Genomic DNA, 13,966 nt, shown 5'->3' on the forward strand with positions numbered 1-13,966 from the left:
CTCCGAGGGCGTGACCCCGAAGGGCGAATTGTTCCGGCTGTGGCCGGAGTGGAAGATCGGCGAGAAGCGCCGGTCCGCCGCCGCGTTCAAGCGGCAGCTCTACGTGGGCGACTACAAGGTCGCGGTCCGCAAGATGGTGAAGGACCGGATCGCCGACGCCGAGACTTCGGCCGAGGTGGCGAAGTTCGTCAACACGGCACACGGACTGCTCGGCTGCGTCGCCGACGCCGTGGCCGTCGTCTACCAGCGTGGCGTCCGCCGGGAGCTGCGCGGCGTCGGCGAGGGCGCGGCGCGGGCTTTCGCCGATCTCGTCGGCGAGTCGGGCCTGCCGGTGCAGGGCACCTCGATCAACGCGCTCGCGTGGGCTACCGGCCCGGTCGTCGTCGTGCCGTACGTCGACTCGGTGCGCGGCGGCCCGCGGCTCTGCCTCGCCACCGTGACGCAGGACCGTTGCGAGGTCCGGCGCCACCGCGCCGCGCCCGACGTGGTCGAGGCGGTGCTGTTCGAGCGCGAGGACGGCGTCCTCGTCGAGCTCGACGCCTGGGGCTGGCGCTACTGGACGGCCCAGGGCGAGCACCTCGGCGACGGCATGCACGACGCCCCGCACGGCCTCACCTACTGCCCGGCCGCGGTCCTGCGCGCGCGGCCGTGGCTCGCGTACGACTGGTCGGGCACGACGGACCACGTCGGCCTCGCCGACGCCGCGCTCGAGGTCGCATACCTCTCGGCGCTCGGCCGGTGGACACGCACGCAGACGAGCGCGCCGCTGACCGAGATCACGGCCCCCGACGACAAGTACGCCAAGGGACAACCGATCGGTCATCCGAGCCGGCCGCTCGTGTTCGACGCGGCGCCTGGCGAAGTGCGAGTCGCCGTCCACGACCGCACCACCGACCCGCGCCACTACCTCGGCGAGATCCAGGCGCTGGCCTCCGCGGCCGTCGCCCGCTACGGGATCCCGCCGAGCGCGGTCTCGTTCGTCAACGACAATAGTAACTGGGGCACCCTCTCGATCGCCATGACGCCCGGCGCGCTGGCGCTGCAGCGCGACGCCCAGGCGCCGCTGCTGCGGACCGGCGAGCGCGCCCTGTGGATCGCTGCCTGCGACGTCGTTCGAGCCTCCGCGCACCGGCACGCGCGCGCGCTGCCGCCGGCGGACGAGATCGAGGCGGCGCTTCGCGTGGCCTTCCCCGACCTCGGCGAGCCCGCCGACCAGATCAAGCGCATGCAGGCGTTCGAGGCCCGGCTCCCGCACGGGCTGGCGAGCGCCGTGGACGAGCTGCTGCGCGAGCGGCCCGAGCTCACCCGCGCCGAGGCCGAGGAAGAGATCGCGGCGAACCTGTCCGAGTACACGACGCGGATCGCCGAGCTCGCCGCGCGCAACGTCGCCGCCGACCCGGCGCGCGGCGTCCAGTCCATCGCCCAGTTTCAGGGCCGCGAGGGCGGCCAGCAGAGCGGCGCCGTGCGCCGCGAGGAGACCCAGCCGTGAGCGAGACGAGCACCGAGAAGCCCACCGAGGCGAAGCCGACCGAGACGCCGGCCGAGGCGAAGCCGAAGCCCGAGGCCCCGCACGAGGCGCCGAAGCCGAAGGGTGACGACATGACGACGGCCGCGTTCCGCACCCTGCAGGCCGAGCACGCCGCGCTCACCGCCCAGCTCAAGCAGCGCGACGACAAGCTTGTCGAGCAGGACCGCGAGCTCGTCAAGCTGCGCGGCCAGGTCGACACCTTCGGCAAGCGCGAGCGCGAGGGCGCGATCGTCGGCGAGCTGCGCAAGGCGCTGCCGCACGCGTCCGAGCTCGAGCTGCGCGGCGTCCTCGGGGCGCTCGCCGAGGCGGGCAAGGTCGATCGCTACAGCGACAAGCCCGAGGAGGCGGCGAAGGTCGCCCTCGAGGAGATCAAGACCTCGGCGCCGGCCCTGTCGCGGCCGCCGGCGCCGGGCGGCGGGCCCGGTGGGGCGCCGCCGCAGCAACAGGGCCGCAAGCACAAGTCGCTCATCTGAACACCTGACAGGAGGCCGCCATGGCCACTCTGGGCTTCAACACCACCACCGCCGCCAAGGCGATCCACACCGAGCAGATCGACCCGAACGTCATCGCCGCGCCCGCGATCGTGCGGTGTTACGAGGGCGTCGCGTGGCAGGCCGACGCCTCGCAGGGCAAGGCCGACACCTACAAGTTCCTGTCGCTGGTGGCCGCCACCGTCTCTGGCTCTCAGACCGAGACCGAGGCGATCACCGCGACCGACTTCGGCGTCGAGGACGGCATCGCCACCGCCGGCGTCGTCGGCCGCCGGCACTTCGTCTCGCGTCAGGGTCTGCAGGACGCGATCCTCGAGCAGGGCGACATCTTCACCGACCTCGCCGAGAAGGTGCGCAACCGCGTCAACAAGGACGTCTGCGCCCTGGCGGCGAGCGCCGCGACGGAGACGGACAAGACCGGCGCCGAGCTCACCCTCGACAACCTCGAGGAGGGCTACGCCACGTTCCTGGCGCTCAACCCAAACCTCGCGCGACACCTGCTCATCGCCAGCAACGCCCAGATCGCCCACATCCGCAAGAGCATCCGCAGCAGCGGCAACGGCGGCCTCATCTTCGGCGCCGGCCTCGACGTGTTCAACGGCCGACCGAACGCGGCCTACCAGGGCAACTGGGGCACCATCGAGGTCTGGCGCGGCGACATGCCCGACGACGGCGTCTCCGACGTCGCGGGCATGTTCGTCGGCGCCGACGAGCCCGGCGGCAAGTCGGGCCTCGGCCTCGCCGTGTGGTGGGCGCCGATGCCGGAGATCCAGCCGGCGCCGATCCAGGTCGGCTGGGAGTTCGTGGTTCACGCGCGCTACGGCGTGTGCATCACCGCGGACCACCTGTGCCACCGCATCGTGACGAAGAAGGCGGTCTGACCTTCGCCGGGCGCCGGCCTCCGGGACCGGCGCTCGCGCTCCACCTCCCGGATCCCCACGACCATGCCCGCCGCCGCATACATCCACGCCGAAAGCCCGTACACCCTCGTCGCCGTCGTCACGCCGATCACCGACGACCCCGGCACGTCCGGCAAGATCAAGCACCTGCCGTGCGCGCCGCAGGTGAAGCACAAGTGGCTGCGCGCGTACGATGCCGGCGAGTGCAAGGTCGACTACGCGGTCGAGCCGCTGTACGCGCGACGCGGCTATGTGCTCCTGCGCGACCTCTTCGAGGCCGAGCGCCGCGCCGAGGACTGGGCCGTGTACGAGCGCATGCTCGCCGACCTCGCCCTCGGCAAGCGCGTGCAGCCGTTCCCCCAGGATCGGTTGCCCGCCGAGGTCCTGCACCGCCGGGCGCGTGGTGCCGACCCCGAGGAGCAGAAGTCGCATGGCTGATCTCGACTGGGGCCGCTCCTACGCCGAGCACCAGCGGATGCGTGTGGGCCAGCTCCGGACGGCACGCGAGCGCGGAGAGCGGTTCTTTCGCCTCGGCGACGCCGGCGCGGTCGTTGATCCCTCGCGCCTGAGCGATCGCCAGATCGAGGACGTGGCCTGGCGTGACGCCGAGCGCGTCGTCAACCGCGCGATCATCTCCCACAACGAGCAGGCCGAGCGTCGGAGGCCCGCGGCGTGATCCACCGCGTCACGTACGGCGCCGCGCGCAGGCGATCCGGACCGTGCCCCTGCGCGACGACGGGCGACCGCTGGTTGTCGCCTCGGCGACGTACGCGATCCTCGACACCCGCCGCGGCGCCGACGACCCGGCCCACATGCTCGCCGCTGGCCCGGCCGCCGTCGACAGCGTGAGCACGACGATCGTCGCGGCCGCGGGGCGCAGCACCACCGACCCGCGCGTGGTCACGGTGGCGTCCGCCGTCGGGATCGTCGCCGGCCGGCGGTACCTGCTGCAGCACGGCGGGCGTGCCGAGCTGGTCCGCGTCGAGGGCGTGAGCGGCACGACGCTGCGGCTCGTCTCCGCCGTGGTCGGGTCGTTCGCCGGCGGCGCGGCCTTCCTCGGCTGCGAGCTCTCGTGCTCGGTGCCGGCCGACGCGACCGGCGAGGACGAGTACCTCACGCAGCACGCGCTCGTCGTGCGCTGGGAGCCGGACGGCCTCGCGCCGTTCCTCGAGCAGGTGTTCGTCGAGCGCGTCGCGCCGGCGCCGCTCGTCAGCCCCGACGAGGTCCTGCAGCTTGACCCGACGCTCACGGCCTACGCCGGCGAGGACATGACGGTCGCCGATGCGGTGCGCCAAGCGGCCGACGACTTCGGCGTCGACATGCTGAACGCCGGCGTCGAGGACGACCGGATCCTCGCCGGACCGATCGGCCGGCGAGCCGTGCTCCACCTCGCCGCCTGGCACCTCATCAAGCACAGCACCGACCCCTCGGCGGTGTCCCGCGCCGAGCGCTACCACGCCCGCTATGCCGAGCTGCGCAACGGGCTGCTGCAGGGCCTCGACAAGGCCAAGACGACGCGTCTCACCGCAGACGCCACCCGCGAGCCGCCCGACGCGCGCTCGCGCTTTACTCCACGCTGGTGAACTGGAGAGTCCACGACAACGTCTCCGCCTGCGGCGAATAGCCTTCTTCCGGTTCGGTGACGTGGCACTGCTCGCTCAGGACCTTCGCCTTTCCGGCGTTGTCGAGGAGCTGGTAGGCCACAAACTCCGCGCCGACGAGTTCGGTCAGGCGGTCGTTCGCCGGGTCGGTCTTCATCAGCGTGAACGTCACCGTCCCGATGATCGGCGGTTGGCTGGCGGGTTCCTTCACTCGGATGATGTGGCCGTCCTGCCCCTGGCGCCTGCTGAAGTGGCGGGTGGGGGTTGTTGGAAGGACGGCGATGCGAGCGTTCGGGCTGTAGGCTTTCGGCTCGATGCCGCCGATGAACTGCATCACCCGCGAAGGATCGTACTCGCCGGATGGGAAACCGTTGTCCATGCACCTCGACTACATCGAGGTTGCGTGCAGGCGCAACGGTCAATCGACCTATTCGCACGGCGGATAAAATCGCGGTCGACAGGAGCGACGTCACGTCGGCGCCTCGTTCGCTCCACAACGATAGCCTCCTCGCGGTGGTGCGTCCTGAAGACACGGACGAGCAGGACCCCGGAGGGGGCGGGTCGGCCGCGTCATGCTGCACCGTTCCAGCGGGTGAAAGTCCCGTCCGGGTAAGCGCCGGAGCGCCCGGTAGCAGGCCCCAGGCGCGAGGAGAGATCCTCGCGGCCCGAGCGGGGCGTCAAGAGCCTCTACGGAGGGAGCAAGAACGCGGGCCGCAACATCAAGTGAAGCCTGCAGCCTCGTCAGAGAAACAATGGGGGAGCCGAGCCGATCACTTCGCGGCGAAGGCCACGTCCACCGCGCACGAGTCCGGAACAGAAAGCGCGGGGGGTCCACCCGGGGTAGGGGGCGCAGCACGCGTTCAAGGAGCGATGCGGAACAGGAGAGGCCCGTCTGCACGGCCCGTGTCGGGGCAAGGTGGCTCGTATAAGCCGAAGGCGAAGTCGAGCGCTGTGCAGCGGGAGTCCGAGGGGGTCGTAGTACCGGCGATGGCGGCGCAGAACAACGCCGCCGGAGGGAAGGGCCCCTGGGGTGGTCGTGTCGGAGAAGAAGGTAAGCGCGAGGGCATGGCCTGCAGGACAGGTCCCAACAACCCCACGCGGCGCAGGCCACGTGACAAAGTGCGAGAACTTCGACGCCGACTGTGGGCCGCAGCCAAGCGGCATCCGGGAAGACGTTTCCATGCGCTGTACGACCGCATCTTCAGGCGTGACGTCCTGAAGGAAGCATGGAGGCGGGTGAAGAAGAACAGGGGGTCAGCGGGCATCGATGCCCAGACGCTGGCCGAGGTGGAAGAGCTCGGCGTCGATCGCTTCCTCGAAGAGATCGGTGCAGAGCTCGAGGCGGGGACGTACCGGCCGAGCGCGGTCATGCGGCGGTACATCCCGAAGGCGGACGGGAAGAAGCGGCCGCTGGGGATCCCGACAGTCCGGGACCGAGTGGTGCAGATGGCGGCGAAGCTGGTGTTGGAGCCGATATTCGAGGCGGACTTCCTTCCGTGCTCGTATGGCTTCCGGCCGAAGCGCAGCGCGACGCAGGCGCTCGAGCGCCTGCGCGTGTTGGGAGCGCGAGGTGGAAACCATGTGCTCGACGCCGACATCCGCGACTACTTCGGCAGCATCGATCACGAGCGACTCATGAAGCTCGTCGAGATGCGGATCTCGGATCGAAGGGTCCTCAAGCTGGTGCGGCAATGGCTCGAAGCCGGGGTGATGGAAGACGGCGAGGTGACGGCGATGCTCTCGGGGACACCCCAGGGCGGGGTCATCTCACCGCTGCTGTCGAACATCTACCTCGGCGTCCTCGACAAGTTGTGGCAGCGACGGCACGCCCACCTGGGCGAGCTCGTGCGCTACTGCGATGACTTCGTGATCCTGTGCAGGACCAGGAAGGCGTGCGAGGAGGCCGAGGTCAGGGTCCGCGAGATCCTGCGTCGACTTCGACTCGAGCTGCATCCCGAGAAGACGAGGCGCGTCGAGCTGAGCCGGGGACGGCAAGGCTTCGACTTCCTCGGCTGTCACCTGCGTAAGCGCATGTCCGGTCCGATCTGGGAGAAGGAACGCCGCAGAGCGTACTTCCTCCAGCGCTGGCCTTCGACGCGCAGCTTGACGCGGGTGCGACAGCGTGTGAAGGAGCTGACCGGTCGTAACCGCCACGGGGTCAAAGATGTGCGGGTGATCATCCGCGACATCAATCCGGTGCTGCGCGGCTGGGCCAACTACTTCCTCACCGGGAACGCCGCCGCGAAGTTCAACCAGATCGACACCTACGTATGGAGTCGACTCCGCGCCTTCATGGTGAAGCGCAAAGGTCGACATCTCCACGCGGGGGAGGCCAAGGTCTGGACACGCGACTTCTTCCACAACCACGGCCTCCATCGTCTGCGGGGGACCGTGCAGTACCCGGAGGCAGCGTAATGCAACGGCCCGAAAGTCCACCGGTAAGCCGTGTGCGGGAAATCCGCATGCACGGTTTGAACGGGGGTCCTGCCCTTCCTCCGGGGCAACAGCCGTACTCGGCAAGACCGAAGGAAGGGTAGGATCTACCAGTGCCCACCGTTGCGGAACTCGCCTCGCAGACCTACCAAGACGTCGGCTGCGTCCTCCTTATCGAGGGCTGGTCGATGGCCTTCACCGACCGCCACGAACTCGCCGGAGCCGGCGCCTCGTCCTGGATCGGCGACGAGGCGCACGTCGGCGCGGGCCGGACCGTCGTCCTCGGTCTGGAGCCGCCGCAGTTCGTCAAGCTCGCTGTCGGGATGGTCGACTCGGGCATGCTGCTCGACGACGACGCCGCATTCACGGTCGTCGACCGCGAGGGGCACCTGATCGGATTCGCGCTGGACGAGGGGGGCGACCCGCTGATCCAGCGACTGGCACCGACCGATGATCCGGCGCCCCCGACGCTGATCGGCGCCGGCGGCGACTCGGTCACGATCCACGGCAGGCACGTCAACGGCGAGGCGATCGGGGGCGAGGGCGAGCGGCGGCTGTTCCAGGTCCTCCCCGGCGATCCGCTCCCGGGTTTGGACCACGCCGCGTTCAACGCCCCTGAGGGCGAGGCCGGGCTGCGCGCTTCGGTCGTCCGGGACGGCGCGCGCTGGCTCGAGGGCCGCGCGGTCGCGCTCTACCTGATCCGCCGCGATCCGGCGACCGGGGTGTGGGCGCCCTGGGACGAGCAGTTCGCCAGCGGCTACTCGCTGATCTGGTGGGGCACGCTCCGAGCTGCGCGCGCGCAGTCGAGGGCGTGGACGCTCGAGTGTGAGGGTCCGAGCTCATGGCTGCGGCGCACGCTGAACGTCAACCGCCCGAGTGAGTGGCTGCCGCTCGAGACGCCGCTCGCGCTCGCCCCGGGCGAGGACAAGATCGCGGTCGCGTTCACGTTCCGCAACGGTGTCGGCTCACCGACCCAGGCGGCCGCGACCTCCGCGTACTCGGCGTTGGACACGATCACGAGCGACCAGAGCCCGGCCGGCCTCGCCGCCGAGATCGACGCCCGGCTGCAGGTGCTCGCGGCCACGGCGGGGGATGTCACGTTCAACAACTACCTCGACGGCCAGGTCTCGCTGACGCAGGACGAGCTGCAGATTCGCGTCGTCGAGGACGACGCGAGCAACATCTACGGCGCGACGCTGCAGCTCCGCATGCACGAGCGCGCGTGGCGGCACCTCGGCTGGGACCTGCGCCTGCAGGGAAGGCCGCCGGGCTCGACGCTGAAGTCGATCCACGAGGTCGAGGCGGTCGAGGGCTCGACGTTCTACGCGATCGCCGGCGACGCGACCGACGACCCGGCACCCGGCTACCTCGAGGCGCAGTTCAGCACCCTGGCTCTCGGCGCCTCGTGGAGCGACATGTTCAAGGTCGACAACAACTCGAGCCCGCGGGTGTTCCGCCCGGCCGACCTGAACTACGTCTCGGTCCTGTACCCCGACGCCGGCCAACCGCTCAAGGTGGGCGTCGGGCTCGACACCGTCTACCTCGAGGGCCAGCTCGCGCGGCCGCCCGCCGACGCGACGCTCGCTGGCGTGAGCGTGAACTCGGGCGTGTGCGACACGGCGGGCTTCTTCGCGGTGCGGGGCAGCTTCAAGGCCAGCCTCGACGGGGAGAGCGAGACGCAGTACCAGGTCGCGCGGGTGTCCTGGGTCGACGACGACAACCGCGTCGCCACGCACACCGACGGGCGCCCCCTAGTGTGGCTCGAGGAGTGGCTCGACCCGCGCGCGTTCGGCATCGCCAACGACCCGATCGCCTACGCGTGGGCGGCGAGCGACCTCGAGTTCGTCCCGATCGCGCTGCTCGGCTACAACCTCCACGGCCCCGACGTCGCGCACCGCGTGCTGCTCCGGCTGCTGCTGTCCTCGGGGACAGCCTCGTGGTCGGGCGTCGGCGACGGCGCGACGATCGACCCCGGCGACAACGCCCACGGCCTCGGAGGCAAGGGCGACGACCTCGAGCGCGCAGACCTCGGCCTCGGCATCCCTGAGGCCATGGTCGATGTCCTGAGCTTCGCCGCCGCGGCCGACGCCCTGCCCGGCGGGAAGGGTGGCCCGCTGAACATGACCAAGCTCGCCGCGATCGGGCCGTTCGACTCGCAGCAGCTCATCGAGGACATCTTGCGCCCGCGCGGCTGGTGCTTCTCGCTCCACGGCGGCCGCTACGGGCTTTTCCAGAAGACCGCCCCGCTGTCGCTCGATGACGTGCAGGTGGCGATCACCGAGGCCGACGTCGCCGGCGAGGTGGACGAGCTGCCGCCCTCCGAGACGGTCGAGTTCAACGCCCTCGAGCCGATCGACCTCATCGAGGTGCGCTACGGCGCGAGCCAGCTCGGCGACGGCGGCGAGGAGAAGACGCTGACGGTGAAGGCCCGGGACCCGAGGGCTTCGCTGCGCCGCGGCAACTCCAAGGCAGAGATCGACGGACGCACGCTCACCTGCGGCGGGGAGTGGTCGGGGCCGTTCACCAAGCTGTGGGGCACGGACATGGCGCGCTTCTTCGGCGAGCCGCACGCGCTGGTCACCTTGAAGGTCAAGGGCGACCGCGCGCGCGACATCTGGCCGGGGACCGTCGTCAGCTACACGTCGCCCTGGCCGGCGACGCGCGAGGGCGCCTACGGCATGACCGCCCGGATCGGTCGCGTTGTGTCGGTCGAGCGCGACCTACAGACTCTCGCGGCCACCGTGCAGATCCTCGTCGAGGGGAAGGACCCCACGATCGCCCGGCGCTTCGCCCCGCTCGCTCGGCTCGTCGATGATCACGCGACGATCGAGGAGCGCCACGACGCCACGACGCGCACTGTCTACTGCTACGCCGACGCCTTCGGCCGCGGCACGGATGAGAGCGACGTGGCCGGCTTCAGGAAGCCGGCATGGTCCACGGCGAGCGGCGACCTCATCGCTTACGTCTGGCAGTCGTGGGACGGGCTCACGTGGGAGTCGACGGCGGCGTTCTACGTCGAGAGCGTCGACTCGGTCGCGCACTCGATCACGTACAAGAGCGACACGTTCTCGGGCAAGATCTGGGAGAGGCGGTTCGGCGTGCTCATGCTGGCGCCGCATCCAGACCACGACGACGGCGCGTGGCCGCAATCGGTCTTCGGCGTCGTGTGCGGCCCGGACGGCAAGTTCGGAGCCGGGAACGCCGCGGGCTTCCCGTGGGTGGAGTGACGCATGCCGACGACGATCAGCCCCTACTCGAAGCCCGACACCGTGCTCCTGCTCGATGCAGCCGAGACGGACCCCTTCATCGATCACTCGCAGTACCGCCCGGGCACTGACCTCTCGGAGCAGTTCACCGTCCCCGCGACCAACTGGCTCGATGAAGCGAACTCGGCTCGAACTGCGCTCGACACGGGCGAGCTCACCTTGATCTGGAACATCAAGTCGGGCGAGTCCGGTGTCCTCATCGACCACGGCAACGCCAGCACCTACAGCTGGCGCATTGACATCAGCGGCAGCTCGGTCCGCTGCCGCTCCGACGGGACCACGCTCCTCTCCCTCGCGCTGCCCGACCTCGACGCCAGCGACCGGACCTTCCTCATCTCCTACTGTACCCACCCGGACGGCGCGAACCTGAGGCACGAGCTGCTCGTCTGGAACCTGACCACCGGCGCGCTCGAGACGGCCGCTGCGACTCAGCCGCTCGTGTTGGCAGCATCGGCGAGCGACACGCTCTCGGTCGGCGCGGCCTACGGCGGGGCCTTGCCGTTCACCGGCGGCCTCGACTTCCGGCAGGTGCGGATCGGCCGGCGGTTCCACAGCCAGGCCGAGCAGCGCGAGGACTGGGTCGCCGCGAGCACGCCGCCGGCGACGACGCAGGTGCGGCGCTCCGCCGTGCTCGTCCCGCACCGGGCGACCCTCGACGTCGCCAGCGACGGTTCCTTCGTCGGGCCGGCCCACCTGTGGGCGGGCCACGCGTTCGAGCAGTCGGATCGGCGCCTCGTCGGCCCGCTCGTCAACCTGCGCGTACCGGACCCCCTGGCGATCGACCATGAGTACGACGCGCCGACGTCGGCGTGGTGGCGGGCCGCGCCCGGCGACCCGGACGTTCGCATGTGCATCGCGCTGCTGTGGTGCCGACCGGTGCCGCTCAAGGTGAACCGTGCCCGCGTGCGACTGTTCGTGCGCCAGCAGAACCCGTCGAACACAGTGACGGCCGAGGTCCGCTGGCGCATGTACTCGATGGCGGGGCTCCCTGTCGTCGGCGAGCCACTCGGGCCGCTGATCTACCACCGCACCACGGCAGCGACGTGCTCGACCGACCACGGCACCGGCGCCGGCGAGTGGCTCGATCTCGGCGCGCTGCCGCTGGCGATCGACGAGCTCGGTATGACCTGGCTCGCAGTCGGCATCTCGATGGACGAGGGCTCGCCGCACGTCGCCAACACGATCGCCTACATGCACGCCGCCACGGTCGAGCCCTACTTCGAGCCCGCCGACGACGGCGCTCTCGACATCGCGGAGCTCTGAGCCATGGCCACTACCTATCGCCGCCGCTTCATCAGCGAACCCCAGACCTCCGTCCCCCTCGAGCCGCTCCGCGGGTCGCGGCTCATGAGCCGCGCGCGCGCGTCCGCGGTCCATGCTGCCGGAGACCGCGTGCTGTCGCACGGTCGGCGGATCCTGTGCAGCATCGGCCTCCACGGCGCCGAGAAGTGGAGCGTGCTCGACACAGGCATCTCGGCGTGGTCGCACCCCGACGCGACCACACCGCGGGTCGTGGCTCGCACGCCGCCGATCCGCCTCACGCCCGGGCACTTCGTCCGCGCAGTCCTGGTGGCGAACCCCAGCGGGCTCACGACCCAGCCGGACGGCCTCGGCGGCTATGAGACCGGCGGTCCCAAGGGCGTCGTGCGCATTGCGGCCACGTACGACAACGGGTCGTCCGTCACGGTGTCGCGAGACCTCTCGATCGCGGGCTCGGAGACGCCGAATGCTGCCCAGCCCGCCGGTGCGGGCGCCGCCTGGGCGCAGCTCCACCGACGCCGCTCGTCGCTGCTGCTGCCGGCCGACCTGACCGCCCCGGCGAACCTCGCCGCCTGGTGTGATGGCGCGACCGTGGCATTGACGGTGAGCTACATCGGCAGCCCGCGCGCGGTCGATGTCGTCGTGTTCGAGGAGCCGCTCGCGCTCGCGTACGACCTCGCCGCCGGCGACTGGACCGTGCCGATGCACGCGGCGGCGAACGGCGGCGACCTCGGCCAGCTCGCGGGCCCCGTGCCGGTGACGCGGCGCAGCACGAGCGACCCGGGCGGCGGCGCCGAGGTCGTGTGCGACGCCGCGGCGCGGCTGTGCCAGGAGCTCGGCCCGGTGCTGCTGTTCGTGTCGGCGTACGACGAGAGCAACCAGACGATCTCGGCGACCGAGACCGACGCGAAGCTGCTGACCGGGACCAGCTTCCGTGACTTCCTGACGACCGCGGCAGCCTCGTTCGACGCGACGAAGCCCGGGTGGTCCGCGTCATCCGGGGCGAACGCCCGGCGCGTGCAGGACAGCGAGGAGCACGTCGTGCTCCGGGACCTCGACAACGTCGTCCCGGTCCGCTGCTACATCTACGCCAGCCTGTCGGGTTCGAGCACCGGCATCGCTCGAATCGAGACGGCGGACCACAGCGTCGCGGAGGTCCGGGTCACCGGCACCACCTACGGATGGTTCTCGGCGCCGGGCCACTTACGCTGCGGGCTCGGGGCGCAGGACCCGACCGTGCTGCAGGTAAAGGGACGGACGACGACGGCCGGCGTCAGCCTCCGCTGGCGGTACCTGATGGTGGCGTTCGAGGATCTCTGAGCCGGCGGCGATAGCCTCCGTGCGATGCCGACGACGTACGACGACGACAAGCTGTTCCGCGGCGACTGCACCTTCGAGGGCGCCGTCGACATGTCCGGGGCCTCGGGCACGGGCGTCGTGAAGATGATCGAGGTGCCGTTCACGCTCACCGACATCCAGGCCGGCAGCTTGTCGAGCGACGCGGTCCCCGTCGGTGCGCTGATCCTCGGCGCGGCGATCACGATGACGACCGCGCTGACCTTCTCCGGCGGCGACACGACCGGCGTCACCCTCAAGGCCGGCACCAGCGGCGACGACGACGGGTACTTCGCCGCGACGCAGCTCTCGGGCGCGACCGGCTCGAAGCGCCCGGCAGCAGCGGGCGCGCTGATCGGCTTGCAGGTCGCCGGCGATGCTGGCTCGTGTGCGTTGGTCTTCGCCGCGACCGGCGGCTCGCCTGACCTCGCCGACGTGACGGCCGGCGCGGGCAAGCTGATGCTCGCGTACACGCTGTTCGCGTAACCGCGTTAGCGGGCGACGCCACGCTCGGGGGCGTGCGGCCGCGGCATCATGCACGTCGCCGGCGGGTGGTGCGAACGATGTCAGCCCAGCGGCTGTGGGGCCGTGCATCCCTCCGCGCCTCGTCGCGTGATAGGCGAGTGCGCTGGAGGTATTCATGTCTGTCGATCGACCTGTTCCTGAGCGCACCCACGTCGTCACATCAGGCACCTTCGCCGCCGTCCCACAGGGCTTTGAGGGCGGCGAGGGGAGCCTGCGCTACGTCATCAAGCCCGAGTTCCAGAGCGTGCCCGCCCCGGGCGACGCGGGCCGGGTACTATTTGCAGTGCCCCGCGGGCACGCGCTCCTCGACCTCGCGGCCGTCAACCTCGCCGACCTCGACCGCTTCGCCCTCGCCCGCGACTGCGAGCTCGTCGCCGCCGCGGTCCGCGACCACTTCGACGATCTGCTGCGCGTGGTCGCGGCGTTCGGCCCGCACGGCACAACCGAGCAGCAGGCCGAGGCCCTCGAGATCGCCGAGCGCTTGAAGCTCACCGAGAGCGCGGCGGCGAAGGCCGGCGGCGGCCTGCTCGGCATGGTGGTGATCGTCGGCGCGTGCCTGTTCGCGTCGTGCTTCGCGTCTTGCCCGCCGCCGAAGGGGGGCGAGACGACCCCGCCGGACAAGTGAGTC

The 13,966-nt window shown here is 70.7% G+C and carries 13 protein-coding genes; 12 read left to right on the top strand and 1 reads right to left on the bottom strand.

The features are described from left to right. Positions 1–10 precede the first annotated feature (10 nt). The 6 genes from O0S08_RS13740 to O0S08_RS13765 all read left to right on the top strand — a co-directional run bounded on the left by O0S08_RS13740 (position 11) and on the right by O0S08_RS13765 (position 4,501). Positions 11–1,489: a hypothetical protein gene (locus O0S08_RS13740; RefSeq protein ID WP_269039569.1), complete on the top strand. Its 1,479-nt coding sequence runs from the start codon at positions 11–13 to the stop codon at positions 1,487–1,489. Then, positions 1,486–2,001 carry a hypothetical protein gene (locus tag O0S08_RS13745; RefSeq protein WP_269039570.1) on the top strand — a complete coding sequence of 172 codons (516 nt, stop codon included), beginning with the start codon at positions 1,486–1,488 and terminating at the stop codon, positions 1,999–2,001. Before O0S08_RS13740 ends, O0S08_RS13745 begins: the two co-directional genes overlap by 4 nt. A 20-nt stretch (positions 2,002–2,021) precedes the next feature. Further along, the gene (locus O0S08_RS13750) at positions 2,022–2,900 is read left to right on the top strand and encodes a hypothetical protein (protein ID WP_269039571.1); all 879 of its coding nucleotides are present in this window, start codon (positions 2,022–2,024) and stop codon (positions 2,898–2,900) included. A 63-nt stretch (positions 2,901–2,963) separates the two neighbouring features. Beyond that, entirely contained in the window at positions 2,964–3,356 is a 393-nt protein-coding gene (locus tag O0S08_RS13755; RefSeq protein WP_269039572.1) for a hypothetical protein, read from the top strand. Continuing rightward, positions 3,349–3,594 (top strand): hypothetical protein, encoded by a 246-nt coding sequence (locus tag O0S08_RS13760; RefSeq protein ID WP_269039573.1) that lies wholly within the window; start codon positions 3,349–3,351, stop codon positions 3,592–3,594. The genes O0S08_RS13755 and O0S08_RS13760 overlap by 8 nt, the downstream gene beginning before the upstream one ends. A 43-nt stretch (positions 3,595–3,637) precedes the next feature. Continuing rightward, complete coding sequence (locus tag O0S08_RS13765) at positions 3,638–4,501, top strand: hypothetical protein (protein ID WP_269039574.1); 864 nt, start codon at positions 3,638–3,640, stop codon at positions 4,499–4,501. Here the strand turns inward: O0S08_RS13765 and O0S08_RS13770 are convergent. Next, positions 4,485–4,898 (bottom strand): hypothetical protein, encoded by a 414-nt coding sequence (locus tag O0S08_RS13770; RefSeq protein ID WP_269039575.1) that lies wholly within the window; start codon positions 4,896–4,898, stop codon positions 4,485–4,487. The genes O0S08_RS13765 and O0S08_RS13770 overlap by 17 nt on opposite strands. Before the next feature lie 608 nt (positions 4,899–5,506). Here O0S08_RS13770 and ltrA point away from each other — a divergent pair. The 6 genes from ltrA to O0S08_RS13800 all read left to right on the top strand — a co-directional run bounded on the left by ltrA (position 5,507) and on the right by O0S08_RS13800 (position 13,963). Next, the gene (ltrA, locus tag O0S08_RS13775; protein WP_269032840.1) at positions 5,507–6,934 is read left to right on the top strand and encodes a group II intron reverse transcriptase/maturase; all 1,428 of its coding nucleotides are present in this window, start codon (positions 5,507–5,509) and stop codon (positions 6,932–6,934) included. A gap of 131 nt (positions 6,935–7,065) precedes the next feature. After that, positions 7,066–10,179 (top strand): hypothetical protein, encoded by a 3,114-nt coding sequence (locus tag O0S08_RS13780; protein WP_269039576.1) that lies wholly within the window; start codon positions 7,066–7,068, stop codon positions 10,177–10,179. A 3-nt stretch (positions 10,180–10,182) separates the two neighbouring features. Next, complete coding sequence (locus tag O0S08_RS13785; protein WP_269039577.1) at positions 10,183–11,481, top strand: hypothetical protein; 1,299 nt, start codon at positions 10,183–10,185, stop codon at positions 11,479–11,481. 3 nt (positions 11,482–11,484) lie between these two features. Beyond that, positions 11,485–12,798, top strand: coding sequence for a hypothetical protein (locus O0S08_RS13790; RefSeq protein ID WP_269039578.1), 1,314 nt, complete (start codon positions 11,485–11,487; stop codon positions 12,796–12,798). A 24-nt stretch (positions 12,799–12,822) separates the two neighbouring features. Then, entirely contained in the window at positions 12,823–13,299 is a 477-nt protein-coding gene (locus O0S08_RS13795) for a hypothetical protein (RefSeq protein WP_269039579.1), read from the top strand. Between the two features lie 154 nt (positions 13,300–13,453). Further along, a complete protein-coding gene (locus tag O0S08_RS13800) occupies positions 13,454–13,963 on the top strand; it encodes a hypothetical protein (RefSeq protein ID WP_269039580.1) in 510 nt (169 codons plus the stop codon). Positions 13,964–13,966 lie beyond the last annotated feature (3 nt).

It is taken from the genome of Nannocystis punicea, assembly GCF_026965555.1.
GTDB classification, from domain to species: Bacteria; Myxococcota_A; Polyangia; order Nannocystales; family Nannocystaceae; genus Nannocystis; species Nannocystis punicea.

Coding starts and splice junctions, on each gene's coding strand:
- O0S08_RS13750 (WP_269039571.1), top strand. CDS start 2,022: ATGGCCACTCTGGGCTTCAACACCACCACCGCCGCCAAGGCGATCCAC.
- O0S08_RS13755 (WP_269039572.1), top strand. CDS start 2,964: ATGCCCGCCGCCGCATACATCCACGCCGAAAGCCCGTACACCCTCGTC.
- O0S08_RS13760 (WP_269039573.1), top strand. CDS start 3,349: ATGGCTGATCTCGACTGGGGCCGCTCCTACGCCGAGCACCAGCGGATG.
- O0S08_RS13770 (WP_269039575.1), bottom strand. CDS start 4,898: ATGGACAACGGTTTCCCATCCGGCGAGTACGATCCTTCGCGGGTGATG.
- ltrA (WP_269032840.1), top strand. CDS start 5,507: ATGGCGGCGCAGAACAACGCCGCCGGAGGGAAGGGCCCCTGGGGTGGT.
- O0S08_RS13785 (WP_269039577.1), top strand. CDS start 10,183: ATGCCGACGACGATCAGCCCCTACTCGAAGCCCGACACCGTGCTCCTG.
- O0S08_RS13790 (WP_269039578.1), top strand. CDS start 11,485: ATGGCCACTACCTATCGCCGCCGCTTCATCAGCGAACCCCAGACCTCC.
- O0S08_RS13795 (WP_269039579.1), top strand. CDS start 12,823: ATGCCGACGACGTACGACGACGACAAGCTGTTCCGCGGCGACTGCACC.
- O0S08_RS13800 (WP_269039580.1), top strand. CDS start 13,454: ATGTCTGTCGATCGACCTGTTCCTGAGCGCACCCACGTCGTCACATCA.